19 protein-coding genes and 2 rRNA genes (1 of these 21 running past the window's edge) are annotated in these 25,078 nt (G+C 70.1%); 15 read left to right on the forward strand and 6 right to left on the reverse strand.

Features of this window, described 5'->3' with window-relative positions; all coding sequences use genetic code 11:
• Nucleotides 1-2,846, forward strand: a 23S ribosomal RNA gene (locus OHN19_RS33975) (it extends 274 nt beyond the left edge of the window).
• Nucleotides 2,847-2,951: 105 nt separating this feature from the next.
• A 5S ribosomal RNA gene (rrf, locus tag OHN19_RS33980) occupies nt 2,952-3,068 on the forward strand.
• 29 nt (nt 3,069-3,097) lie between these two features.
• Here rrf and OHN19_RS33985 read toward each other — a convergent pair.
• Nucleotides 3,098-4,072, reverse strand: coding sequence for a hypothetical protein (locus OHN19_RS33985; protein WP_330269864.1), 975 nt, complete (start codon nt 4,070-4,072; stop codon nt 3,098-3,100).
• A 285-nt stretch (nt 4,073-4,357) separates the two neighbouring features.
• Between OHN19_RS33985 and OHN19_RS33990 the strand changes: the two genes are divergently transcribed.
• Nucleotides 4,358-5,137, forward strand: a complete 780-nt coding sequence (locus OHN19_RS33990) for a tetratricopeptide repeat protein (RefSeq protein WP_330269772.1) — start codon at nt 4,358-4,360, stop codon at nt 5,135-5,137.
• Between the two features lie 71 nt (nt 5,138-5,208).
• Here the strand turns inward: OHN19_RS33990 and OHN19_RS33995 are convergent, their stop codons facing one another.
• Entirely contained in the window at nt 5,209-6,501 is a 1,293-nt protein-coding gene (locus OHN19_RS33995; protein WP_330267867.1) for a DUF1015 domain-containing protein, read from the reverse strand.
• Nucleotides 6,502-6,573: 72 nt separating this feature from the next.
• On the opposite strand from OHN19_RS33995, the gene OHN19_RS34000 reads away from it, so the two are divergent.
• The 4 genes from OHN19_RS34000 (at nt 6,574) to OHN19_RS34015 (ending at nt 10,646) form a co-directional block, all read left to right on the forward strand.
• Nucleotides 6,574-7,602, forward strand: a complete 1,029-nt coding sequence (locus tag OHN19_RS34000; protein WP_330267868.1) for an HAD hydrolase-like protein — start codon at nt 6,574-6,576, stop codon at nt 7,600-7,602.
• Nucleotides 7,603-7,711: 109 nt separating this feature from the next.
• Nucleotides 7,712-8,755: a FecCD family ABC transporter permease gene (locus tag OHN19_RS34005; protein ID WP_330267869.1), complete on the forward strand. Its 1,044-nt coding sequence runs from the start codon at nt 7,712-7,714 to the stop codon at nt 8,753-8,755.
• The gene (locus OHN19_RS34010) at nt 8,752-9,789 is read left to right on the forward strand and encodes a FecCD family ABC transporter permease (RefSeq protein WP_330267870.1); all 1,038 of its coding nucleotides are present in this window, start codon (nt 8,752-8,754) and stop codon (nt 9,787-9,789) included. Before OHN19_RS34005 ends, OHN19_RS34010 begins: the two co-directional genes overlap by 4 nt.
• A complete protein-coding gene (locus OHN19_RS34015; RefSeq protein ID WP_330267871.1) occupies nt 9,786-10,646 on the forward strand; it encodes an ABC transporter ATP-binding protein in 861 nt (286 codons plus the stop codon). Before OHN19_RS34010 ends, OHN19_RS34015 begins: the two co-directional genes overlap by 4 nt.
• Here the strand turns inward: OHN19_RS34015 and OHN19_RS34020 are convergent.
• Nucleotides 10,630-10,977: an SCP2 sterol-binding domain-containing protein gene (locus OHN19_RS34020; protein WP_330267872.1), complete on the reverse strand. Its 348-nt coding sequence runs from the start codon at nt 10,975-10,977 to the stop codon at nt 10,630-10,632. The genes OHN19_RS34015 and OHN19_RS34020 overlap by 17 nt on opposite strands.
• A 42-nt stretch (nt 10,978-11,019) precedes the next feature.
• On the opposite strand from OHN19_RS34020, the gene OHN19_RS34025 reads away from it, so the two are divergent.
• From OHN19_RS34025 to OHN19_RS34045, 5 genes are all read left to right on the forward strand, one after another.
• Nucleotides 11,020-11,340 (forward strand): hypothetical protein, encoded by a 321-nt coding sequence (locus OHN19_RS34025; RefSeq protein WP_330267873.1) that lies wholly within the window; start codon nt 11,020-11,022, stop codon nt 11,338-11,340.
• A 7-nt stretch (nt 11,341-11,347) separates the two neighbouring features.
• Nucleotides 11,348-12,163, forward strand: a complete 816-nt coding sequence (locus OHN19_RS34030; RefSeq protein WP_330267874.1) for a TlyA family RNA methyltransferase — start codon at nt 11,348-11,350, stop codon at nt 12,161-12,163.
• Nucleotides 12,160-13,065 carry an NAD kinase gene (locus OHN19_RS34035; protein ID WP_123759813.1) on the forward strand — a complete coding sequence of 302 codons (906 nt, stop codon included), beginning with the start codon at nt 12,160-12,162 and terminating at the stop codon, nt 13,063-13,065. The genes OHN19_RS34030 and OHN19_RS34035 overlap by 4 nt, the downstream gene beginning before the upstream one ends.
• 162 nt (nt 13,066-13,227) lie before the next feature.
• Complete coding sequence (gene recN / locus OHN19_RS34040; protein WP_330269773.1) at nt 13,228-14,946, forward strand: DNA repair protein RecN; 1,719 nt, start codon at nt 13,228-13,230, stop codon at nt 14,944-14,946.
• Nucleotides 14,947-15,145: 199 nt separating this feature from the next.
• A complete protein-coding gene (locus tag OHN19_RS34045) occupies nt 15,146-16,279 on the forward strand; it encodes a glycosyltransferase family 4 protein (RefSeq protein WP_330267875.1) in 1,134 nt (377 codons plus the stop codon).
• A gap of 16 nt (nt 16,280-16,295) precedes the next feature.
• Here the strand turns inward: OHN19_RS34045 and OHN19_RS34050 are convergent, their stop codons facing one another.
• Nucleotides 16,296-17,927 carry a PucR family transcriptional regulator gene (locus OHN19_RS34050; protein ID WP_330267876.1) on the reverse strand — a complete coding sequence of 544 codons (1,632 nt, stop codon included), beginning with the start codon at nt 17,925-17,927 and terminating at the stop codon, nt 16,296-16,298.
• Nucleotides 17,928-17,982: 55 nt separating this feature from the next.
• Here OHN19_RS34050 and OHN19_RS34055 point away from each other — a divergent pair, with 55 nt between their 5' ends.
• Complete coding sequence (locus OHN19_RS34055; protein WP_330267877.1) at nt 17,983-18,939, forward strand: LLM class F420-dependent oxidoreductase; 957 nt, start codon at nt 17,983-17,985, stop codon at nt 18,937-18,939.
• Here the strand turns inward: OHN19_RS34055 and OHN19_RS34060 are convergent.
• The gene (locus tag OHN19_RS34060) at nt 18,926-20,308 is read right to left on the reverse strand and encodes an FAD-binding oxidoreductase (protein ID WP_330267878.1); all 1,383 of its coding nucleotides are present in this window, start codon (nt 20,306-20,308) and stop codon (nt 18,926-18,928) included. The genes OHN19_RS34055 and OHN19_RS34060 overlap by 14 nt on opposite strands.
• Before the next feature lie 67 nt (nt 20,309-20,375).
• Complete coding sequence (locus OHN19_RS34065) at nt 20,376-22,178, reverse strand: glycoside hydrolase family 15 protein (RefSeq protein WP_123759808.1); 1,803 nt, start codon at nt 22,176-22,178, stop codon at nt 20,376-20,378.
• 471 nt (nt 22,179-22,649) lie between these two features.
• Between OHN19_RS34065 and OHN19_RS34070 the strand changes: the two genes are divergently transcribed.
• Together OHN19_RS34070 and OHN19_RS34075 are read left to right on the forward strand one after the other, a co-directional pair.
• Complete coding sequence (locus OHN19_RS34070; protein ID WP_123759807.1) at nt 22,650-24,311, forward strand: CTP synthase; 1,662 nt, start codon at nt 22,650-22,652, stop codon at nt 24,309-24,311.
• 82 nt (nt 24,312-24,393) lie between these two features.
• On the forward strand, nt 24,394-25,020 hold the full coding sequence (locus OHN19_RS34075) for an NUDIX hydrolase (protein WP_330267879.1): 627 nt from the start codon (nt 24,394-24,396) through the stop codon (nt 25,018-25,020).
• The last annotated feature ends 58 nt before the right edge of the window (nt 25,021-25,078 follow it).

Below are 25,078 nucleotides of genomic sequence, written 5' to 3' on the forward strand. Positions count from 1 at the left end.
ACCGTATGCGTGTGAGACCCGGCAGGGGTTGCGCATGCGGGGTTGTGGGATCTCTCTTCTGTCGTCTGCCGGCGACAGGACGAGTCAGAAACCGTTGATGTAGGCGAAGGACATGCGAAAGGTCCGGCGTAGAGGGTAAGACCCCCGTAGTCGAAACGTCAGCGGCTCGTTTGAGAGACACCCAAGTAGCACGGGGCCCGAGAAATCCCGTGTGAATCTGGCGGGACCACCCGCTAAGCCTAAATATTCCCTGGTGACCGATAGCGGATAGTACCGTGAGGGAATGGTGAAAAGTACCGCGGGAGCGGAGTGAAATAGTACCTGAAACCGTGTGCCTACAAGCCGTGGGAGCGTCGGATATGTGCTTGCACATATCTCGTGACTGCGTGCCTTTTGAAGAATGAGCCTGCGAGTTTGCGGTGTGTTGCGAGGTTAACCCGGGTGGGGTAGCCGTAGCGAAAGCGAGTCCGAATAGGGCGTTTCAGTAGCACGCTCAAGACCCGAAGCGGAGTGATCTAGCCATGGGCAGGTTGAAGCGGAGGTAAGACTTCGTGGAGGACCGAACCCACCAGGGTTGAAAACCTGGGGGATGACCTGTGGTTAGGGGTGAAAGGCCAATCAAACTCCGTGATAGCTGGTTCTCCCCGAAATGCATTTAGGTGCAGCGTCGTGTGTTTCTTGCCGGAGGTAGAGCACTGGATAGGCGATGGGCCCTACCGGGTTACTGACCTTAGCCAAACTCCGAATGCCGGTAAGTGAGAGCACGGCAGTGAGACTGTGGGGGATAAGCTCCATGGTCGAGAGGGAAACAGCCCAGAGCATCGACTAAGGCCCCTAAGCGTACGCTAAGTGGGAAAGGATGTGGAGTCGCAGAGACAACCAGGAGGTTGGCTTAGAAGCAGCCACCCTTGAAAGAGTGCGTAATAGCTCACTGGTCTAGTGATTCCGCGCCGACAATGTAGCGGGGCTCAAGCGTACCGCCGAAGTCGTGTCATTGCAGCAATACTCCCAACGGAGGCTGTGATGGGTAGGGGAGCGTCGTGTGCCGGGTGAAGCTGCGCCGGAAGGCAGTGGTGGACGGTTCACGAGTGAGAATGCAGGCATGAGTAGCGATACACACGTGGGAAACGTGTGCGCCGATTGACTAAGGGTTCCTGGGTCAAGCTGATCTGCCCAGGGTAAGTCGGGACCTAAGGCGAGGCCGACAGGCGTAGTCGATGGATAACCGGTTGATATTCCGGTACCCGCTGTGAAGCGTCAAACATCGAACCAGGCGATGCTAAGTCCGTGAAGCCGCCCCGGAGCCTTCGGGCAAAGGGGAGTGGTGGAGCCGACGAACCAGACTTGCAGTAGGTGAGTGATGGGGTGACGCAGGAAGGTAGTCCATCCCGGGCGGTGGTTGTCCCGGGGTAAGGGTGTAGGACGAGTGGTAGGCAAATCCGCCACTCTTGTGTCTGAGACCTGATGCCGAGCCGATTGTGGTGAAGTGGATGATCCTATGCTGTCGAGAAAAGCCTCTAGCGAGTTTCATGGCGGCCCGTACCCTAAACCGACTCAGGTGGTCAGGTAGAGAATACCGAGGCGTTCGGGTGAACTATGGTTAAGGAACTCGGCAAAATGCCCCCGTAACTTCGGGAGAAGGGGGCCACACCTGGTGATCCAATTTACTTGGTGAGCTGGGGGTGGCCGCAGAGACCAGCGAGAAGCGACTGTTTACTAAAAACACAGGTCCGTGCGAAGCCGTAAGGCGATGTATACGGACTGACGCCTGCCCGGTGCTGGAACGTTAAGGGGACCGGTTAGTCACATTTCGGTGTGGCGAAGCTGAGAACTTAAGCGCCAGTAAACGGCGGTGGTAACTATAACCATCCTAAGGTAGCGAAATTCCTTGTCGGGTAAGTTCCGACCTGCACGAATGGCGTAACGACTTCTCGACTGTCTCAACCATAGGCCCGGTGAAATTGCACTACGAGTAAAGATGCTCGTTTCGCGCAGCAGGACGGAAAGACCCCGGGACCTTTACTACAGTTTGATATTGGTGTTCGGTTCGGCTTGTGTAGGATAGCTGGGAGACTTTGAAGCGGCCACGCCAGTGGTTGTGGAGTCGTCGTTGAAATACCAGTCTGGTCGTGCTGGATGTCTAACCTGGGTCCGTGATCCGGATCAGGGACAGTGTCTGATGGGTAGTTTAACTGGGGCGGTTGCCTCCTAAAGGGTAACGGAGGCGCCCAAAGGTTCCCTCAGCCTGGTTGGTAATCAGGTGTTGAGTGTAAGTGCACAAGGGAGCTTGACTGTGAGACCGACGGGTCGAGCAGGGACGAAAGTCGGGACTAGTGATCCGGCGGTGGCTTGTGGAAGCGCCGTCGCTCAACGGATAAAAGGTACCCCGGGGATAACAGGCTGATCTTCCCCAAGAGTCCATATCGACGGGATGGTTTGGCACCTCGATGTCGGCTCGTCGCATCCTGGGGCTGGAGTCGGTCCCAAGGGTTGGGCTGTTCGCCCATTAAAGCGGTACGCGAGCTGGGTTTAGAACGTCGTGAGACAGTTCGGTCCCTATCCGCTGCGCGCGTAGGAATATTGAGAAGGGCTGTCCCTAGTACGAGAGGACCGGGACGGACGAACCTCTGGTGTGCCAGTTGTTCTGCCAAGGGCATGGCTGGTTGGCTACGTTCGGGAGGGATAACCGCTGAAAGCATCTAAGCGGGAAGCCTGCTTCGAGATGAGTATTCCCACCCCCTTTGAGGGGTTAAGGCTCCCAGTAGACGACTGGGTTGATAGGCCGGATCTGGAAGGCGGGTAACCGCTGGAGGTGACCGGTACTAATAGGCCGAGGGCTTGTCCATATTTGCTCGCGTCCACTGTGTTAGTTCTGAGACAACGAACGGTTGTCGGCTAGAGCTGAACCACACAACAGAAGAGTGTGCTTGTTCGCTCGAAACCATTAGGGTTTCGGTGGTCATAGCGTGAGGGAAACGCCCGGTTACATTCCGAACCCGGAAGCTAAGCCTCACAGCGCCGATGGTACTGCAGGGGGGACCCTGTGGGAGAGTAGGACACCGCCGAACAATATTTGGAGGACCCCTGGTCCCAGCGTTCAGCTGGGACCAGGGGTCCTTTTGTTTTTAGAATGCTTGCGGTACCGAAGACAGGAGTCACCATGTCCACCAACTCTCCCGACGATCGACCGGAGCGCGACCAGCGGCGACGGGACAGTGGTGATCGCGGCGGTTACCGCGGGGACCGTGGTGAACGTGGCGGCTTCCGTCGCGACAACGACCGTCGCGACAACGACCGTGGTGCCGGCGACCGCGGCGGTAGTCGCGCTGGAGGAGGCGGCGGCGGTTACGGCCGTCGTGACGACAACCGTGACGACAACCGTGGCGGTGGCGGTGGCGGTGGCTACGGTCGGCGGGATGACCGCGGTGACCGTGCGGACCGGGGTGGCTTCCGTCGCGACGACAATCGCGGTGCTGACAACCGCGGTGGCTACGGTCGGCGCGACGACCGCGACCGTGCTCCCCGTGGCGATGACCGCGGACCTCGTCCCGCGTTCCGTCGTGATGACCGGCCGGCCGGGCCGCGCCGCGATGACCGTGACCGTGGGTTCCGGCGCGACGGTGACCGGCCTGCCTTCCGCCGTGATGACCGTGATGACCGCGGGGGCCGGGGCGAGCGTGTAGAGCGCCGCGACGACAACCGCGGCGGTGGGTACGGACGCCGTGACGACCGTCGCGAGGACCGTGGTGGCTTCCGCCGTGACAACGACCGGCGGGACGACAACCGTGGTGGCGGCGGTGGCTACGGCCGGCGCGACGACCGCGACCGGGGCCCCCGTGGGGACGACCGGGACCGCGGCTTCCGTCGGGACGACCGCGGCGATCGTGGTGATCGCGGTGGCTTCCGGCGCGACGACAACCGCGGCAGTTACGACCGCCGCGACGATCGCCGTGACGACCGCCGCGACGATCGCCGCGACGATCGCCGCGACGACCGTCGCGATGACCGCCGGGGTGACGACCGCGGGGACCGCGGTGGCTTCCGTCGGGACAATGACCGGCGGGACGACCACCGTGGTGAGCGTGGTGGCTTCCGTCGTGATGACAACCGGGGTGGCGGCGGCTACGGCCGGCGTGATGACAGCCGTGGTGGTGAGCGTGGCGGCTTCCGGCGCGACGACCGTCGGGACGACCGCAGGGACGACCGCGGTGGGCGTGGTGCCGGTCCTCGTAGGGACGACCGTGGCGGGCGGCCCGGTGGGTTCCGTGGGCGGGACGACCGGCGCGGTGGCGACGACCGGCGGGGCGGTGGGCGTTTCCGTGAGGACCGCGACCGGGACCGCGAGCCGATCAAGCGGCTGCCGATCCCCGAGGACGTCACGGGCGACGAGATCGACAAGGACGTACGGCAGGAGCTGCAGAGTCTGCCGAAGGGGCTCGCGGAGGACGTCGCCAAGAACCTGGTGATGGTCGCCCGGCTCATCGACGAGGACCCCGAGGGCGCGTACGGCTACTCCAAGGTGGCCCTGCGGCTTGCGTCGCGGGTCGCCGCCGTACGGGAGGCCGCCGGGTTCGCGGCGTACGCCAGCCAGAAGTACAGCGAGGCGCTCGCCGAGTTCCGGGCCGCGCGGCGGATGACCGGGAACGTGGAGTTGTGGCCCGTCATGGCCGACTGCGAGCGTGGGCTCGGGCGGCCGGAGAAGGCGCTGGACATGGCCGGGGCGCCCGAGGTGCACAAGCTCGACAAGGCCGGGCAGGTCGAGATGCGGCTCGTCGCCGCCGGTGCCCGGCGTGACATGGGGCAGCTGGACGCGGCCATCGTGACGCTGCAGAGCCCCGAGCTGGCCTCCAACTCCGTGCAGCCGTGGACCGCGCGACTGCGGTACGCGTACGCCGACGCGCTGCTCGCCGCCGGTCGGGAGGACGAGGCGCGGGAGTGGTTCGCCAAGGCCGTGGAGTCCGACAAGGACGGCAGCACCGACGCCTCCGACCGGCTCGCCGAGCTGGACGGGGTCGAGTTCGTCGACGCCTTCGCAGAGGACGAGGACGAGGACGAGGTCGAGGCTGACATCGACGGCGTCGAGAAGGTCGTAGAAGACGACGATGTCGACGACGATGAGGGCGACCTCAAGGACTGACGCACGCGCGGTTCCATGAACAAGGGGCGGGATCCTAGAGATCCCGCCCCTTCTTCGTGTCAGAGTCCGTCTCAGACGTCCAGTGCGCGCAGGACCAGGCCCGAGGCCGGTTTCGGGCCGAAGGACGTGGACTTGCGGGGCATGGTGACGCCCTGGCGGGCGAGGTCGCGGACGACCTCCTCGCGGACCGGGTGCATGAGGACCGCCGTGCCGCCGTCGCGTTCCGCCTTCTCGACCGTGGCCGCCGTGTCATGGATGTAGGCGATGCGGGCGGGGTCGTCCTCGGGGATGTGCCAGACGTGGGCGAGGAGGGCGGCGTGCAGGACTGTCGCGTCCAGGGTGCGCCAGGCGGTGGGGCGGTCCGTGGGGATCGTGCGGGCCAGCAGGTCCGGGGCCGGGCGGTCCACGAGGTGGAAGGCGCCGTCGCCGGCGAGGAGGAAGGCGTTGCCCGCGCAGGCAGCGTCGGCGAGGGTGTCGAGAGCTTCCGCCAGGCCGACCTCGAGACGGCTGACACGGAAGAGGCCCTCCAGGGGCGCGAGGGCCTGTGCCACCGGGAGGCCGTGCAGGAGGCGGTGGATGGCGCGGACGCGCAGGGGGTAGCGGGCCGTGTCGACCAGGAGGACCAGGCCGTGGTCCCAGGGGCTGGGGGAGGGGTGCTCCGCGCGTAGACGGCGGTAGGTCGCCCAGCGGTGGTGGCCGTCGGCGATGAGGGCCTGGTGCTGGGCCAGGTCCGACTGGATGCGGGCCACGTCCGCCGGGTCGGTGATCGACCACAGGCGGTGGCTGTAGCCGTCCTCGGTGGTGGTGGCGAGGAGCGGGGGCTGTTCCGCCGCGCGCTCGATCGCGGTCGTCGTGACGGACTCCGTGCCGTTGCCGCGATAGGTAAGGAGCAGGGGCTCGAGGTTCGCCGAGGTGGCGCGCATCAGAGCCGCGCGGTCGGCGACCACATGGGGCATGACGTCCTCGTGTGGGAGGACCACACCCTCTGAGGGTTCTGACAGGAGCAGGGTCCCAATGATCCCGCGCTGGAGGAGGCCGGCGCCGTCCTGCTGCTCGTAGACGTACAGGCCGGGCTCGGGGTCGGCGGCCAGGATGCCCTCGGACAGCCAGCCGCGCAGGGTGCGGGCCGCCTGTGCGTTGCGCTCGGCCGGGGTCGTCGCCTGCGGGAGGATCAGCCGGACGATGTTGTACGGGTCGTTCGACTGGAGCTGGTGCAGGCCGTCGGGGCGGACCACGACGTCGTACGGCGGGGAGGTGACGGCGGCGAGGCTGCCGACCCGGTCGGGGTCGTAGCGCAGGCCTCGGAACGGGGTGAGTTCCAGGCCTCGGCGCGCCGTTGCTTCCGGGTGACCTGCTGTGTTCATCCCGGCATCGTACGGGTGTCAGTGGCATGGGGGATGATCGGGGGAAAGCCGTCTAACTGGGAGCGATGCGGAATGAGCCAGCGCGTGAGGACGAGGCCCGAGGGCAGTGGACAGGCCCTGAGCGAGGCGTACGACACCGCGCTGCTCGATCTCGACGGGGTGGTGTACGCGGGCGGCAACGCGATCGCGCACGCCGTCGAGTCGCTCGCCACCGCGCGGGAGGGGGGTATGCATCTCGCGTACGTCACCAACAACGCCCTGCGGACGCCGGACACCGTTGCCGATCATCTCACCGAGTTGGGGATACCGACGGGGGCCGACGACGTCATCACCTCCGCGCAGGCGGTCGCGCGGCTGATCAGTGAGCAGGTTCCGGCCGGGGCGCGGGTGCTCGTCATCGGTGGCGAGGGGTTGCGGGTGGCGCTGCGGGAGCGGGGTCTTGAGCCCGTGGAGTCGGCGGACGACGATCCGGCGGCCGTGGTGCAGGGCTTCGGCGGGCCGGATCTGCCGTGGGGGCGTTTCGCGGAGGCCAGTTACGCGGTCGCGCGCGGGGTGCCGTGGTTCGCGTCCAACACCGACCTGACGATTCCGAGCGGGCGCGGGATCGCTCCGGGCAACGGCGCCGCGGTGGAGGTCGTGCGGATCGCGACCGGGGCCGAACCGCAGGTCGCGGGCAAGCCGTTGCCGCCGATGCACCGGGAGACGATTCTGCGGACCGGTGCCGAGCGGCCGTTGGTGGTCGGGGACCGGCTGGACACCGACATCGAGGGGGCGTTCAACGGCGAGGTGGACTCGCTGCTCGTCCTCACCGGGGTCACCGACGGAGCCCTGTTGCTGGCGGCGCCGCCGCAGCACCGGCCGACGTACGTGGACGCGGATCTGCGGGGGATGCTCACCGGGCAGCCCGAGGTCACCGAGGCGGGAGACGGCTTCCGGTGCGGGGGGTGGACGGCGACGGCCGGGAAGGAGCGGCTGGAAATCGACGGTGACGGGGAGGCGCTGGACGGTCTGCGGGCGCTGTGTGCGGCGGCCTGGACCGCGGCAGGGGAAGGTGTGTGCGAGCTGGACTCGGGGAAGGCGCTGGCCAGGCTGGGGCTCTAGACGGGCCCTGGGGCTGGGGCTCCGGACGGGGCCCTGGTCCTCCTGCGAGTCCGGGTACGTCCGCCCCTCGGAATCGTGGCTGATTGGCAGGGTAGGCTAACCTAACTGCGTGTTGGTCGACAGTCCTCCCGAACAGCGCGCGGAGACCGCCCCCGCGCCCCCAACCCGCCGGGCGATACGAGTCCTTGGGCTCTTCGTCTCCCTGGCCGTCCTGGTGGCCGTCGCGGTGGCGAGCATCGCGATCGGTGCGAAGGGGCTGTCCGTCGGCCAGGTCTGGCACGGCCTTTTCCACGACACCGGGACCTACGGGGACGTCGTCGTGGCCGACCGGCTGTCGCGGACGGTCCTCGGCCTGCTCGCCGGCGCCGCGCTCGGTCTGTCCGGGGCGGTCCTCCAGGCGCTGACCCGCAATCCGCTGGCCGATCCCGGGCTGCTCGGCATCAACGCGGGCGCGTCCGCGGCCGTCGTCACCGCGATCACCTTCTTCGGCGTCACCTCGCTCAGCGGCTATGTGTGGTTCGCCTTCGTCGGTGCGGCCGCCGTCGGCGCGCTGGTCTGGTTCCTCGGCGGCAGCCGGGGCGCCACCCCGGTGCGGCTGGCCCTGGCCGGTACGGCGATCAGTGCGGCGCTGTACGGCTATCTCCAGGCCGTGATGATCACCGACGACCAGGCGCTGAACAAGATGCGCTTCTGGACGGTGGGTTCGCTGTCCTCGGCGAGCAACTCGACCATCCTGCAGGTGCTGCCGTTCCTCGCGGTCGGCTCGCTCCTCGCCCTCGCGCTGGCCCGCCCGCTCAACGCTATGGAGATGGGCGACGACACCGCCAAGGCACTCGGCGCCAACCTCAACCGCACCCGGGCGCTGGCCATGCTCTCGGCGACCGTGCTGTGCGGGGCCGCGACCGCCGCCTGCGGTCCGATCGTGTTCGTCGGACTGATGGTCCCGCACATCGTGCGCTCCTTCACCGGCCCGGACCTGCGCTGGATCCTGCCGTACGCGACGATCCTGTCGCCCGTGCTGCTGCTGGGCTCCGACGTCATCGGGCGGGTCGTCGCGCGGCCCGCCGAGCTCCAGGTCGGGATCGTCACCGCGATCATCGGCGGGCCGGTCTTCATCTTTCTCGTACGACGGCGGAGGACGGCGCAGCTGTGAGGACCAACCGTGCCATCAGGACCCCCGGCGGGCTCTCCCTGCGCCTGGACGTCCGGGCCACCGTCGTCGTCGCGCTGATCCTGCTCGCCGCGCTCACCGCGAGCGTGGTGCTGATCGGTACCGGCGACTTCCCGATCCCTGCCGGGGACGTGCTCAGGACCCTGCTCGGGAACGGCAACGCGGGACAGGAGTTCATCGTCAACGAGCTGCGGCTGCCCAGGGTGCTCGTCGGGCTCCTGGTCGGGGCCTCGCTCGGGCTCGGCGGGGCGCTGTTCCAGGCCATCTCCCGCAATCCGCTGGGCAGTCCGGACGTGCTCGGGCTCAGCCAGGGGGCGACGGCCGGGGCGCTCACCATGATCGTGCTGTTCTCCGGGAGTGCGGAGCAGGTGACCACGGGCGCGCTCGTGGGCGGGCTGGTGACCGGGCTCGGCATCTATCTGCTCGCCTGGCGGCAAGGAGTGCACGGTTACCGACTGGTCCTGGTCGGTATCGGGGTCTCCGCGATCGTCACGGCGGTCAACGGTTATCTGCTGACCCGGTCCACCCTCACCGAGGCGTCGCAGGCCGTGGTCTGGATGACCGGCTCGCTCAGCGGCCGGGACTGGACGCAGGTGTGGCCGCTGCTGTGGCTGTGCGCGATCCTCGTCCCGCTCGTCCTCGCCAACGGCCGCGGCCTCAGGATGATGGAGATGGGCGACGACGTCTCCAACGCCCTGGGCGTGCGCGTCGAGCGCGTACGGCTGCTGCTGCTCGTCGCCGCCGTCCTGCTCACCGCCGCCGCCACCGCGGCCGCGGGACCGGTCAGCTTCGTCGCGCTCACCGCCCCGCAGCTCGCCCGCCGTCTCACCCGCTCGCCCGGCCCCAACCTGCTGCCGTCCCTGTGCATGGGCGCCACCCTCCTGGTCACCGCCGACTGGATCTCCCAGAAGGTCTTCGGCGCCGACCAGCTGCCCGTCGGCGTGGTCACCGGAGTCCTCGGCGGTGTCTATCTCCTGTGGCTCCTGGTCACCGAGCGCAGGGCGGGCCGGATATGAGCACCCGGACCAGCCTCACCAGCGGACTGAACAACCCAAGGAGCACCGTGAACCGTCTGTCCGCCGACACCGTCACCCTCGCCTACGACCAGCGGGTCATCGCCGAGGAGCTGTCGGTGGAGATACCCGACCACTCCTTCACGGTGATCGTGGGCCCCAACGCGTGCGGCAAGTCCACGCTCCTGCGGGCCCTGTCGCGGATGCTCAAGCCCAGTCAGGGCAAGGTGCTGCTCGACGGGCAGGTCATCCAGTCGATGCCGGCGAAGAAGGTCGCCCGCACCCTGGGCCTGCTCCCGCAGTCGTCGATCGCGCCCGACGGGATCACCGTCGCCGACCTGGTCGGCCGTGGCCGCTACCCGCACCAGGGCCTCCTGCGCCAGTGGTCCACCGAGGACGAGCGGGTCGTCCGGGAGTCCATGCGGCAGACCGGGGTCGCCGAGCTCGCCGAGCGATACGTCGACGAGCTGTCCGGCGGACAGCGGCAGCGGGTGTGGATCGCGATGGCCCTCGCCCAGCAGACCCCGCTGCTGCTCCTGGACGAGCCGACCACCTACCTCGACATCCAGCACCAGATCGACGTCCTCGACCTGTGCGCCGAACTGCACGAGGAGCAGGGCCGCACGCTGGTCGCGGTGCTGCACGACCTGAACCACGCGGCCCGTTACGCCACGCACCTGATCGCGCTCAAGGGCGGGCAGATCATCGCCGAGGGCGCGCCGAACGACATCGTCACGGCCGAGCTGGTCGAGGAGGTGTTCGGGCTGCGCTGCCAGGTCATCGACGACCCGGAGACGGGGACACCGCTGGTGGTACCGGCCGCGCGGAAGGCGCGCGTGGTCGCTAAAGAAGCTTCCTGAGCTGGAACAGGTCCCTGAGGCCCGCCTCCAGCTTCACCCGGCCCGAGCCCCACGCCTTGGCGAAGTTCAGCTCGCCGTCCACCAGGGCCACCAGGTCGTCGCCGGACATGGTCAACCTGATCTGGGCCCTCTCCTTCGGAGGGCCCTGAAGGGTGTCGTGCACCACGATCCGGCCGCCCGTCATCCGGCCGACGAAGGTGACGTCGAGATCGGTGATACGGCAGCTCACCGAGCGGTCCATGGAAGCCGCCGCGGCGACATCCCCCTCGGCGCTGCGCATGTTGTCGGAGAGCTTCTCGAGTGCGGCGCGGCACTCCTCGATCGTGGCCATCGCGATCGACGGTACCCCAGCGGTTCGGGGTAGCGTCTGGGCATGAGCGACGTGGTTCCAGAGCCTTCACAAGAGCCAGAGCCTTCACCAGAGGTCGCGGTCGGACCCGACCACGATCCGGCCGCCCCTGCCCCGCTGCACGTGCCCCGCACCCCCACCGGCAACGCCGAGGTCGACGCCGGTCTGGAGCGGCTCGGCGACGCCGACCACCTCGCCACCGACGGCCACATCGAGGTGTACGAGGATGTACACCGGGGGCTGCGCGACACGCTCACCGCGCTCGACGCGCGCCCGGGACCTCCGGCGCCCTCACCGTCGTATGACCAGAGGGCGCCCTCACCCTCGTATGGCACTAGGAGCTGAACCGAACGTGGCAGGAGTCGCACGCCGTCGGCTGGACGCGGAGCTGGTCCGGCGGAAGCTCGCGCGCTCGCGCGAGCACGCGAGCCAGCTGATCGCAGCCGGGCGGGTCACCGTCGGCAAGACCGTCGCGACCAAGTCGGCCACCCAGGTGGAGACGGCGGCTGCGATCGTGGTGCAGAGCGACGACGGCGATCCCGACTACGTGTCCCGGGGTGGGCACAAGCTCGCGGGCGCGCTCCAGGTGTTCGTGCCGCAGGGGCTCGTCGTCGAGGGGCGGCGGGCGCTGGACGCGGGGGCCTCCACCGGGGGTTTCACCGATGTGCTGCTGCGGGCCGGGGCCGCTCACGTGGTCGCCGTCGACGTCGGGTACGGACAACTCGCGTGGTCTCTCCAGAGCGATGAACGCGTCACCGTCAAGGACCGTACGAACGTACGCGAGTTGACGCTCGAAGCGATCGATGGGGAACCAGTGGATCTTGTCGTGGGGGATCTGTCCTTCATCCCGCTCGGTCTGGTGCTGCCCGCCCTGGTGCGGTGCGTGAAGCCGGACGCCGATCTGGTGATGATGGTGAAGCCGCAGTTCGAGGTGGGGAAGGAACGGCTGGGCAGCGGGGGAGTCGTACGGAGCACGCAGCTGCGGGCGGAGGCCGTACGGGGGGTGGCCGCGAAGGCGGCGGAACTCGGGCTCGGGGTGAAGGGCGTCACGGCCAGTCCGTTGCCCGGGCCCTCGGGCAATGTCGAATACTTTCTGTGGCTGTGTGCCGGGGCACCCGCTCTGGACCCGGCCGATGTCGACCGTGCAGTGGCGGAGGGGCCGCGTTGAGCCAGAACCGAGCTCGTACTGTTTTCCTGCTCGCCCACACCGGGCGGCCCGCGGCCATTCGCAGTGCCGAGCTGGTCGTGAAGGGGCTGCTGCGCTCCGACATCGGCGTGCGCGTCCTGGAGTACGAGGCGGCCGACCTGCCGCTGCCGCCCCAGGTGGAACTCGTCAAGGAGGCGACTCCGCAGTGCCTCGAAGGGTGCGAGCTGCTCATCGTGCTCGGCGGTGACGGGACGCTGCTGCGGGGCGCCGAGTTCGCCCGGGCGTCCGGGGTGCCGATGCTGGGCGTCAACCTGGGCAGTGTCGGGTTCCTCGCGGAGGCCGAGCGGGACGATCTCGACAAGGTCGTCGACCGGGTGGTGACCAAGGCGTACGAGGTCGAGGAGCGGATGACGGTCGATGTCGTCGTTCACCGGAACGGGGACATCGTCCACACCGACTGGGCGCTGAACGAAGCCGCTGTGCAGAAGGCCGGTGCGGAGAAGCTCCTAGAGGTGGTGCTGGAGATCGACGGGCGGCCGGTGACCGGGTTCGGGTGTGACGGGATCGTGCTGTCCACGCCCACCGGGTCCACGGCGTACGCGTTCTCTGCCGGGGGGCCGGTGGTGTGGCCCGAGGTGGAGGCGCTGCTGATGGTGCCGATCTCCGCGCATGCGCTGTTCGCGAAGCCGTTGGTGACTTCGCCGAACTCTGTGCTGGCCGTGGAGTTGTTGCCGCACATCCCGCCGGGGGTGTTGTGGTGTGACGGGCGGCGGACCTTTGAGTTGCCGCCCGGGGCTCGGGTGGAGGTGCGGCGGGGGGCTGTGCCGGTGCGGCTGGCTCGGCTGCATCATGCGTCCTTCACCGACCGGCTTGTGGCGAAGTTCGCGTTGCCGGTATCCGGGTGGCGGGGGGCGCCTCACTAGCGCTCCGTAGGGGGTGGCTTGTGGGGTGTGCGCGACACAAGGCCGCATGTGGCTGGTCGCGCAGTTCCCCGCGCCCCTGAAGAACCTCCACTCGCCCGAGTGAACAGGGCACCTCGCACTCGCCCGCCCCGACCTCGTAAGGTCTTCACCGTGCTGGAAGAGATGCGGATACGGTCGCTCGGAGTCATCGATGACGCTGTCGTCGAGCTGTCGCCCGGGTTCACCGCTGTCACCGGTGAGACGGGTGCGGGCAAGACCATGGTGGTCACCAGCCTCGGGCTGCTGCTCGGCGGGCGGGCTGACGCGGCGCTCGTGCGGATCGGGGCCGAGAAGGCGGTCGTGGAGGGGCGGATCACCGTGTCCGCCGGGGACTCCGTGGTCGTACGGGCCGAGGAGGCCGGGGCGGAGCTCGACGACGGGGCGCTGCTGATCAGCCGTACCGTTTCCGCCGAAGGGCGGTCCCGGGCGCATCTCGGCGGGCGGTCGGTGCCCGTCGGGGTGCTCGCGGAGCTCGCGGATGAGCTGGTCGCCGTGCACGGGCAGACCGATCAGCAGGGGCTGCTCAAGCTGACCCGGCAGCGGCAGGCGCTCGACCGGTACGCCGGGGACGCGGTGGCCGTGCCGCTGGCCAAGTACACCGAGGCCTACCGGCGGCTGCGGGCCGTCTCCGCCGAGCTGGACGAGATCGTCACACGCGCGCGTGAGCGGGCCCAGGAAGCCGACATGCTGCGGTACGGGCTCGACGAGATCGCCGGCGTGGAGCCACGGGCCGGCGAGGACGTCGAGCTGGCGGAGGAGGCGGAGCGGCTGGGGCACGCCGAGGCCCTGTCGTCCGCCGCCACGGCCGCTCATGCCGCCCTCGCGGGCAATCCCGAGGACCCGGAGGGGATCGACGCGGCCACGCTCGTGGCGGGCGCCCAGCGGGCCCTGGAAGCCGTACGGTCGCACGACCCCGCCCTGTCCGCGCTGGCCGACCGGATCGGGGAGATCGGGATCCTGCTGGGCGACGTGGCCGGGGAGCTGGCCGGGTACGCCGACGACCTGGACGCCGATCCGCTGCGGCTGTCCGCCGTCGAGGAGCGGCGGGCCGCGCTCACCGCGCTGACGCGGAAGTACGGCGAGGACGTGGCCGCCGTGCTGGCCTGGGCCGAGCGGAGCGCCGCGCGGCTCACCGAGCTCGACGGCGACGACGAGCGGATCGACGAGCTGACCGCCGAGCGGGACGCGCTCAGGGCCGAACTGGGTGGACTCGCGCAGGCGTTGACGGACGCACGATCGGAGGCCGCGGAGAGGTTCGCGGCGGCGGTGACGGCAGAGCTGGCGTCACTGGCGATGCCCCACGCGCGGGTGTCCTTCGCCATCCGGCAGACCGAGGACCCGGAGGGTGTGGAGGTCGGCGGTCGTCCCGTCGCCTACGGGCCGGCCGGTGTCGACGAGGTCGAACTGCTGCTGGCCCCGCACCCGGGCGCCCCGGCGCGGCCCATCGCCAAGGGCGCGTCCGGTGGCGAGCTCTCGCGCGTGATGCTGGCCGTCGAGGTCGTGTTCGCGGGGACCGACCCCGTGCCGACGTATCTCTTCGACGAGGTCGACGCCGGTGTCGGCGGCAAGGCGGCGGTCGAGATCGGCCGGCGCCTCGCGCGGCTCGCGAAGACCGCGCAGGTCGTCGTGGTGACCCACCTTCCCCAGGTCGCGGCCTTCGCCGATCGGCAGTTGCTGGTCGAGAAGACCAACGACGGGTCCGTCACCCGGTCCGGGGTGAAGGTGCTGGAGGGCGAGGAACGGGTGCGCGAGCTGTCCCGGATGCTCGCCGGCCAGGAGGACTCGGAGACGGCCCGGGCACACGCGGAGGAGTTGCTGGCGACGGCTCGGGCGGACGCGTGAGGGGTGCATCACTCGTGTGAGTGAACCCGACTCGCCGTGCGTGCCCTTCCCCGGTTCTCCGCATGCACGGAACACCCGTGCGTCCTGGCATCCTTGGCAGAGAACCCATCACGCGTAGGAAGCGCGCGGTACACCCCCCGCTCGACACCTTCTGTACGTTTCCTCGTGACCGTCCGACCCGAACCAGGAGCCCGGCCACGTGACCCCCGTGAGCAGCCACGCACCGCACGGCCAGTCCTCGCTGCGCACCGTGCAGGTGCTGGGCGGCGGCAATGCCGGCAGCAGCGCGCATGTGCGCTCCCTGACCTCGGGGCTCGTCGCGCGGGGCGTGCGGGTCACGGTGTGCGCCCCCGCCGAGGCGGACCGCGCCTACGACTTCAGCGGGGCCGGCGCTGAGCACGTGCATGTGCCGCGGAGCAGTGACCCGACCTCCGTCGCCATACTGCGGGCGGTCTGCTCGGACGCCGACCTCGTGCACGCGCACGGACTGCACGCCTCGTTCCGCGCGGTACTCGCGCTCAGCGGGCGCCGGACTCCGCTGGTCGTCACCTGGCACGACCGGGCGTACGCGGAGGGCGCCCGGGCCCATTTCGTGCGCCTCCTGGAACGCCGGGTCGTGAAGGCGGCCGCCGTGGTGCTCGGGTCCACCTCGGCGCTCGTGGACCGGGCCCGCAGGACCGGTGCCCGCGACGCCCGCCTCGCCGCCGTCGCCCTGCCCGGACCGCGAGGGGCCGTCGACCAGGAGGACCCGGACCGGCTACGGCCCAAGCTGCGGGCCGAACTCGGGGCCACCGGGCGGCCGTTGCTGATGGCCGTCGGGGCTCTGGAGCGGCACAAGGGCTACGAGACCCTGCTGGACGCCACCCGCGCGTGGCGCCGGCTCGACCCCGTGCCGCTGGTCGTCGTCGCCGGGGAGGGGCCGCTGCGGACGGTCCTTCAGCAACGTATCGAGGACGAGGGGTTGCCCGTCCGGCTCATCGGACGCCGTGACGACGTCGCCGAGTTGCTCACCGCCGCCGACCTCGCGCTGCTGCCCAGCCGCCTGGAGGCGCGGTCCGTCCTCGCCCAGGAGGCGCTGCACGCGCGCGTACCGCTCGTCGCGACCGCGGTCGGCGGGATCCCCGAACTCGTCGGTGACGCCGCCGAACTCGTCCCGTACGGCGACTCGGAGGCGCTCGCCGAGGCCGTCGTACGGCTGCTCGGTGACCCCGAGCGGCAGGAGCTGCTGCGGGAGCGGGGGGTGCGGCAGGCGGCGACCTGGCCCACCGAGGACGAGACCGTCGCGCAAGTGCTGAGCGTCTACGACGAGTTGACGCAGCCCCGGCCGATCTGAGGTCCAGGCACCAGAACTAGGGCACGTGCCGGCGGGCCCGCAGCGCCAGGCTCAACGCCAGGACCGTCTGCGGGTCGTCGAGGTCGGTGCCGAGCAACTCGCCGATGCGGGCGAGGCGGTTGTAGAGGGTCTGCCGGTTGAGATGGAGTTCGCGGGCCGTTTCCGCCTTGCGGCCGGCGTGCGCCAGGTAGGTCTGCAAGGTGGGCAGCAGCGGCGGCTTGGAGCGGTCGTCGTGGGCGCGCAGGGGGCCGATGGCGCGGTCCACGAAGGCCGCCAGGTCCGGGTGGTCGCGCAGCCGCCACAGCAGCAGGTCGATGTCGAGGCGGCGGGCGTCGTACCAGGGGCGGTCCGACAGGCCCTGGGCCGCCGTCGCCGTCTCGGCCGCGTGCCGCAGGCCGGCCGAGGCCGCCGCCCAGCTGCCCGCCACGCCCACCACGACCACGGGCGGCCGGTCGCCCGGCCGTTGCATCCCGGCGCGCTCCAGGCCCGCCCTGAGAGCCGCCGCGACCCGGTCCGCCACCGTCGGCCGCTCCGAGTCCGAGCGCAGGCCCAGCAGGACCAGGACGCGGCCCTCGACGGGCCGTACGCCGAGCAGGACCGGCACCCCGACCGAGGCCAGTTCCTCGGAGACCGCCCGGGCCAGGACCGTCCAGCCGCCGCCCGAGGAGCCGAGGTGCATCACCACGGGCAGCAGCGGGCCGCCGCCCGGCCGGAAGCCCAGCACGCGCGCCTGCGCGGGCGCGTCCTCCGCCGTGATCCGGCCCTCCGCGAGGTCGGTGAGGAAGTCACCGCGCCCGCGGGCCGCCAGCTCCTCCTCCTGGCGGGCCTGCATCAGGACCACGGCCAGGATGCCCGCGGCGCGTTCGGCCGCCATCCGGTGCACCGGGCCCATCGGCCCCCGAACGGGCAGCAGCACCAGCCGCGCCCGCACCGACCCCGTGCCGGGCCCACCGCCGGGCACGTCCACGAGGACCGACCCGGCCGGCGGCGAGTCCTTGTGCTGGCCGCGCAGCCCCTCCCAGACCTGGAGCGGGTCGGCGCCCTCGGGTCCGGCCCCGGCGGCGTACAGGAGCCGCCCGTCGGTCGTCTCCAGGAAGACCGGATTGCCGCCGAAGTCGGCCAGGATGCCGAGGACCTGCGGCACACCGCCGCCGCCCAGCAGGGCCTCCGTACAGCGGCGGTACACCTCCTCGGCCCGCTGGAGCAGGGCGTAGTGACCGTTGACGATCTCGGTGTGGATCTCCTCGGTGACCGTCACGAACGGCACCTCGCGGTGCAGCTGCACGAGCGGCAGACCGGTCGCGCGGGCCGTGTCGACGAGGGCCGCGGGCAGCCGGGTGAAGCGCGGACCCAGCTCGACGACCAGGGCCGCGATGCCCCGCTCGGCCAGCGTGCGCACGAACGCGCGCTGGTCGGCCGGACGGGTGCCGAGCCCGTAGCCCGTGGTCAGCAGCAGCTCCCCGCCCTTCAGCAGGGAGGCGATGTTCGGCACCTCGCCCGCGTGCACCCAGCGCACGCTCCGGTGCAGCCGGTCGGCGCCCGCGAGGATCTCCGGGAGCCCGCTGCGCAGCCCGGGCAGCTCCAGCGCGCGCCGCACGGTGATCCCGGCGCCCTGGGTGTCGAATCCGCTGTTCGTAGCGCTGTCCATGAGCCGGACGCTACCCGAGGCGTGCGGGCGGCAGGGGCGGGGTAGCGGCCGGTGCATGGACTTCAGCGTGGTGGCCGTGGCACGGGAGGACGACACTCCGGTCGAGGAGCCGATGCGGGTGGCCGTGACCGCCGACCGGCTCGGGTACCGGGAGGTCTGGGCGGGGGAGGGCCCCACCTGGGACTCCTTCGTCCTCGCCACCGCGATCGGGCGGGCCACCGAGCGGGTCGCGCTGACGGCGGGACCGGTGCCGGTGTCCGTACGCGACCCGTACACCTCGGCCCGGGGAGCCGCCTCGGTCGCGGCCCTCGTCGGCCGGCCGGTCGGGGTGGCGCTGGGCACCTCCAGCAAGCGGGTGGTGGAGGGCGTGCACGACCGGCCGAGGACCCGCCCCGCCGCCGTCCTGGAGGAGCACGCGGCAGCCGTACGACGGTTTCTGCACGGTTCTCTCGGTGAACCGGTCGTGCCGGGCAGTTCCTTCCGCCGGCGTCTGCCGCCGCCCGGGGGTTCGCTCACGGTGGCCGCGTTCGGGCCCCGCGCGATCGCCACGGCCGCCGCGCACGCCGACCGCATGCTGCTGGACGTGGTCTCGCCGGAGCAGGTGCGGGCGCTGCGCGCACAGCTGGACGCGGCGGCCGTCGAGGCGGGCCGTACGGCGCCCACGCTCGCCGCGTGGCTGCCCGCCGCCGTCGACCCCGAGCCGGAGTCCCTCGCGCAGGTGCTGGGGAGCATCGCCGGCTACCTGACCGTGCCGGGGTACAGCGAGGTGTTCGCCGGGGCCGGGTTCGGCGACGCGGTGGAGCTGGCAGCGCGCGGGGCCGACCGGGAGACCCTGGTGCGGGCGCTGCCCGCCGCGGCCGCGGGCACGGTCGGTCTGGTGGGCGACCTGGACGCCGTACGGGAGCGGATCGCCGCCTATGCCGAGGCCGGCCTTGACGAGGTCGCCCTGGTGCCGGCCACGGCGGGCGACCCCGGCGGCGAACGTACGCTGACGGCGCTCAGGCCGGCCTGATGTTGTGGTTGAAGCGGAACACGTTGTCCGGGTCGTAGCGGCGCTTCACCTCGGCCAGGCGGCGGGTGTTCGCGGTGCCCATGCCGGCCACCACCCGGTCGGCGCCCTCGTCGCCGATGAAGTTGAGGTAGACCGCACCCGTGCTCCACGGCCGGGCGTCGGCGCGGACGTCCCGGACCCACTGGACGCCCCGCTCGTCGTCGGCCGGGTCCTCCCACATCCCGAAGGGGTGCAGGCCCCAGGGGGCGTCACGGTAGGGCACGGGCCACTCGCGCGGGCCGTCGGCGATCGCGCCGCCGAGCGGGAACAGGGCGTGGATGCTGCCGGAGGGCACCGGCATGGACTGCGCGCGGGCGCAGTAGAGGTCCACGTACGCGTCGGGCAGTTCCGTGAGGTACTCCGCCGACCAGTAGTTCCGCATCCCCGGCGGGTCGTCGATCATGCACTGGACGTCGGCGTACGGCATCGTCCCGACGACCTCCGTCTCGTGCGGCAGCGCCAGCAGTGGTTCGGCCACCTTGCGCATGTCCGCCTCGCCGCCGACGTACGTCAGCAGCACACCGCACAGGAGGGTGCCGACGAGGTGGGGCGGGACGAACTCCTCGGGCGGGCCGGTGATGTACAGGACGGCGCCGCTCGCCTCGTCGGGGCCGTGGGCGATCACCTCCCGGTAGGTGCGGACCACCTCCGGGCCGAACTCCGGCTGGTACAGCAGCAGCGCGATGGAGAACTCGGGCAGCCGGTGCAGCTTCAGGGTGATCGCGGTCGCGATGCCGAAGTTGCCGCCGCCGCCGTGCAGGCCCCAGAACAGGTCGGGGTGCTCGTCGGCGCTCGCGTGGACGCGCTCGCCGTCCGCGGTGACCAGTTCGACGCCGAGCAGGTTGTCGACGGCGAGCCCGCACCAGCGGTCCAGCCAGCCGGAGCCGCCGCCCAGGACGAAGCCGCCGACCCCGGTGGTCGAGGCCCGGCCGCCGGTGGTGGCCAGGGCGTGGGGCTCGCAGGCCCGGTCCAGGTCGCTCATCGTGGCGCCGCCCGCGACGCGGACCGCCTCCGCGGCCGGATCGACGGCCACGGCGCGCATGTGGCGCAGATCCACGACCAGGCCGCCGTCGTTCACCGCCGTCCCGGCCACGCTGTGCCCGCCGCCACGCACCGCGATCGGCAGGTCCAGGTCACGGGCGAAGCGGACGGCCCGTACGACGTCGTCCTCGTTCACGCACTGCGCGATCGCCGCGGGCCTGCGGTCGATCATCGCGTTGAAGACGGTCCGGGCCTCGTCGTAGCCCGGGTCGTCAGGGGCGAGCACGTCGCCGGTCAGATCCTCGCGCAGCGCGGTGAGAGCCGCGCCCGCCTTCGACGGGGATGCCATGGGGCGCCCCCTTTCGTGCAGGGGCTGTTGGCTCCCAGCCTAGGCGGGCCCGGCGCTCCGGTCCTGTTCAGCCGCCGTACGCCCCCGACGCCGTCAGGCGCAGCGCCGTGTCGATGAGCGGGACGTGGCTGAAGGCCTGCGGGAAGTTGCCGACCTGGCGCTTGAGACGCGGGTCCCACTCCTCGGCGAGCAGACCGAGGTCGTTGCGCAGCGAGAGCAGCTTCTCGAAGAGCTTCCTCGCCTCGTCCACGCGGCCGATCATCGCGAGGTCGTCCGCCATCCAGAACGAGCAGGCCAGGAAGGCCCCTTCGTCGCCGGGGAGACCGTCGACGTTCTCCTCGCCGCTGGAGGTCGGGTAGCGCAGGATGAAGCCGTCCGGCGTGGACAGCTCGCGCTGGATCGCCTCGATGGTGCCGATGACGCGCTTGTCGTCGGGCGGCAGGAAGCCCATCTGCGGGATGAGCAGCAGGCTCGCGTCCAGCTCCTTCGAGCCGTAGGACTGCGTGAAGGTGTTGCGCTCCTTGTCGTAGCCCTTCTCGCAGACGTCCCGGTGGATGTCGTCGCGCAGGTCGCGCCACTTCTCCAGCGGGCCGTCCGCGTCACCGGACTCGATCAGCTTGATGGTGCGGTCCACCGCGACCCAGGCCATCACCTTGGAGTGCACGAAGTGGCGGCGCGGGCCGCGCACCTCCCAGATGCCCTCGTCCGGCTCGTTCCAGTGGTCCTCCAGGTAGCGGATCAACTTGAGCTGGAGGATGGAGGCGTAGTCGTTGCGGGCCAGGCCCGTCATGTGGCCGAGGTGCAGGGCCTCGGTGACCTCGCCGTACACGTCCAGCTGGAGCTGGTGCGCGGCGCCGTTGCCGACCCGGACCGGCGCGGAGTTCTCGTAGCCGGGCAGCCAGTCCAGCTCGGCCTCGCCCAGCTCGCGCTCGCCCGCGATGCCGTACATGATCTGGAGGTTCTCGGGGTCGCCTGCGACCGCTCTGAGCAGCCACTCGCGCCAGGCGCGGGCCTCCTCGCGGTAGCCGGTGCGCAGCAGCGAGGACAGGGTGATGGCCGCGTCCCGCAGCCAGGTGTAGCGGTAGTCCCAGTTGCGGACGCCGCCGATGTCCTCGGGGAGCGAGGTGGTCGGGGCCGCCACGATGCCGCCCGTGGGGGCGTAGGTGAGCGCCTTGAGGGTGATCAGGGAGCGGATCACCGCCTCGCGGTAAGGGCCGTGGTACGTACAGTGCTCGACCCACTCGCGCCAGAAGTCCTCGGTCGCCTCCAGGGACTGCTCGGGCTCCGGGAGCGGCGGCGGCTGCTTGTGCGAGGGCTCCCAGGAGATGGTGAACGCGATCCGGTCACCCGGGGCGACCGTGAAGTCCGAGTACGTGGTCAGGGACTTGCCGTAGGTCTCGCAGTCGGTGTCGAACCACACCGAGTCGGGGCCCGCCACGGCGACCGTGCGGCCCTCGTGCTTGTGGACCCAGGGGACGACCCGGCCGTAGGAGAAACGCATCCGGAGGGCCGAGCGCATGGGCACGCGGCCCGAGACGCCCTCCACGATCCGGATCAGCTGGGGGGCGCCGTCACGCGGGGGCATGAAATCCGTCACCCTGACCGTGCCGCGTGAGGTGTCCCACTCCGATTCCAGGATCAGGGAGTCGCCGCGGTAGGTGCGCCGGGCCGCCGTGGGGGGCTCGGCGTCGGCCGCGTGCGCGGGGCCGAGCCTCCAGAAGCCGTGCTCCTCGGTGCCCAGCAGGCCGGCGAAGATGGCATGCGAGTCGAAGCGGGGCAGGCACAGCCAGTCCACTGTGCCGTCCCGGCAGACCAGCGCCGCGGTCTGCATGTCTCCGATGAGTGCGTAGTCTTCGATGCGCCCGGCCACGTGCAACTCCAGTCGAACGGCCACGTCACCCCCTGAAGGAAAAAGGGGGCTGTCGCTTGGTGCGGTCAAGGGGGTCGTTGTAATGCGTCGTTGAGCGGTGAAGCAAAACAGTCATGCAGCTGTGAGGCAAAACGACAACTGTTGCTCAACGAACTGACGAGCTCTCGTTGTTCCGGGTCTTACGGGTGGGGGTGGTCCCGTGTTTCCGGCCGGGCTCGGCAGCGAGTGTCCGAGCAGGATACGACGCACGTAGATGATCTGTGTGCCGCTCGGGACAACGCGGCTGGGCCGAACGGGTGAGCAACGGGTGAGAAACCGGTGCGCTCGTGCGGGTCCGTGTCGGCTTGTGTGCGGAGCGTGGCCGGAAGCCATCTCCTCACGGCGCTGATACCCTGGTAGCCCGTGGACCGGTGGGCGCCAGACCCCCGAACCGCACCTCCAGATCGCGACCACGGGAGCCCCCTCTTGGCCATGCCCCCTGTTTTTCGAAACAGCACCACGACGACCAAGCACATCTTCGTCACCGGGGGTGTCGCCTCCTCGCTCGGCAAGGGCCTGACGGCTTCCAGCCTCGGCATGCTGCTCAAGGCGCGGGGCCTGCGCGTCGTCATGCAGAAGCTCGACCCGTACCTCAACGTCGACCCGGGCACGATGAACCCCTTCCAGCACGGCGAGGTGTTCGTCACCAACGACGGCGCCGAGACCGACCTGGACATCGGCCACTACGAGCGCTTCCTCGACCGCGACCTGGACGGCTCCGCCAACGTCACCACCGGTCAGGTCTACAACACGGTGATCGCCAAGGAGCGGCGCGGCGAGTACCTGGGTGACACCGTGCAGGTCATCCCGCACATCACCAACGAGATCAAGCACCGCATCCGGCGCATGGCGACCGACGAGGTCGACGTGGTGATCACCGAGGTCGGCGGCACCGTCGGCGACATCGAGTCGCTGCCGTTCCTGGAGACGGTCCGCCAGGTCCGTCACGAGGTCGGCCGTGACAACGTCTTCGTCGTCCATATCTCGCTCCTGCCGTACATCGGCCCCTCGGGTGAGCTGAAGACGAAGCCGACCCAGCACTCGGTTGCGGCCCTGCGGAACATCGGTATCCAGCCGGACGCGATCGTGCTCCGCTGCGACCGCGAGGTCCCCACCGCCATCAAGCGCAAGATCTCGCTGATGTGCGACGTCGACGAGGCCGCCGTGGTCGCCTGCCCCGACGCCCGCTCGATCTACGACATCCCGAAGACCGTGCACGGCGAGGGCCTGGACGCCTATGTCGTCCGCAAGCTGGACCTGCCGTTCCGGGACGTGGACTGGACGACCTGGGACGACCTGCTCGACCGCGTCCACAACCCCGACCACGAGATCACCCTCGCCCTGGTCGGCAAGTACATCGACCTGCCCGACGCCTACCTCTCGGTCACCGAGGCGCTGCGCGCGGGCGGCTTCGCCAACAAGGCCCGTGTCAAGATCAAGTGGGTCACCTCCGACGACTGCAAGACCCCGGCCGGCGCCGCAGCCCAGCTCGGTGACGTCGACGGCATCTGCATCCCGGGCGGCTTCGGCGACCGCGGTGTGCTCGGCAAGGTCGGCGCGATCAAGTACGCCCGCGAGAACAGGATCCCGCTCCTCGGCCTGTGCCTGGGCCTCCAGTGCATCGTGATCGAGGCCGCGCGGAACCTGGCCGACATCCCGGACGCCAACTCCACCGAGTTCGACTCCGCGACCGCCCACCCGGTCATCTCCACCATGGCCGAGCAGCTCGACATCGTCGCCGGTGAGGGCGACATGGGCGGCACCATGCGGCTCGGCATGTACCCGGCCAAGCTCGCCGAGGGCTCCATCGTCCGCGAGGTGTACGACGGCAAGGAGTACGTCGAGGAGCGGCACCGGCACCGCTACGAGGTGAACAACGCCTACCGCGCGGAGCTCGAAAAGAAGGCGGGCATCCTGTTTTCCGGCACCTCGCCGGACGGCAAGCTCGTCGAATACGTCGAATACCCGCGCGATGTCCACCCCTATCTGGTCGCCACGCAGGCCCACCCGGAGCTGCGCTCGCGCCCGACACGTCCGCATCCGCTCTTCGCGGGCCTCGTGAAGGCGTCGGTCGAGCGGAAGACTTCGAACTGACACGACAGTTGTACGGTGGCCGGGGCGCGCGCATTCAACAGCGGGCGTCCCGGCTTCTTTTGCACGTGGGGAAGGACAGGGCATGACGATCAAGGACACCCCGGAAGAGTGGGAGATCCGGGGGACCCGGACCCCCTTCGTGGGCAACAAGACCTCCGTCCGCACGGACGAGGTGGTCATGCCCGACGGCTCGGTGGTCCACCGCGACTACCAGGTCCACCCGGGGTCCGTGGCCGTCCTCGCCCTCGACGACGAGGACCGGGTGCTGCTCATCCGGCAGTACCGGCACCCCGTACGGCAGAAGCTGTGGGAGATCCCGGCGGGACTCCTCGACGTGCCGGGGGAGAACCCGCTGCACGCGGCGCAGCGGGAGCTGTACGAGGAGGCGCACGTCAAGGCGGAGGACTGGCGGGTGCTGACGGATGTCTACACGTCGCCGGGGGGCTCCGACGAGGCGATCCGGATCTTCCTGGCGCGGGGGCTGTCCGAGGCCGACGGTGAGCGCTTCGAGGTCGAGCACGAGGAGATCGACCTGGAGTACGCGCGCGTGTCCGTGCCGGAGTTGGTGCGGGGGGTGCTGGCGGGGGAGTTGCACAACGACTGCCTGGTGGTGGGCGTGCTGGCGCTGGTCGCCGCGCGGGCCTCCGGTGGGTTGGACGGGTTGCGTCCTGCTGAGGCGGAGTGGCCTGCGCGGCCGTTTGAGGCGTGACGGTTTCTCGGGTTGCGCCGCGGTCGTAGCGGTCCGTGGCGGAATGCGGGTTCGTGGG

Source organism: Streptomyces griseorubiginosus (genome assembly GCF_036345115.1).
Lineage (GTDB): Bacteria > Actinomycetota > Actinomycetes > Streptomycetales > Streptomycetaceae > Streptomyces > Streptomyces griseorubiginosus_C.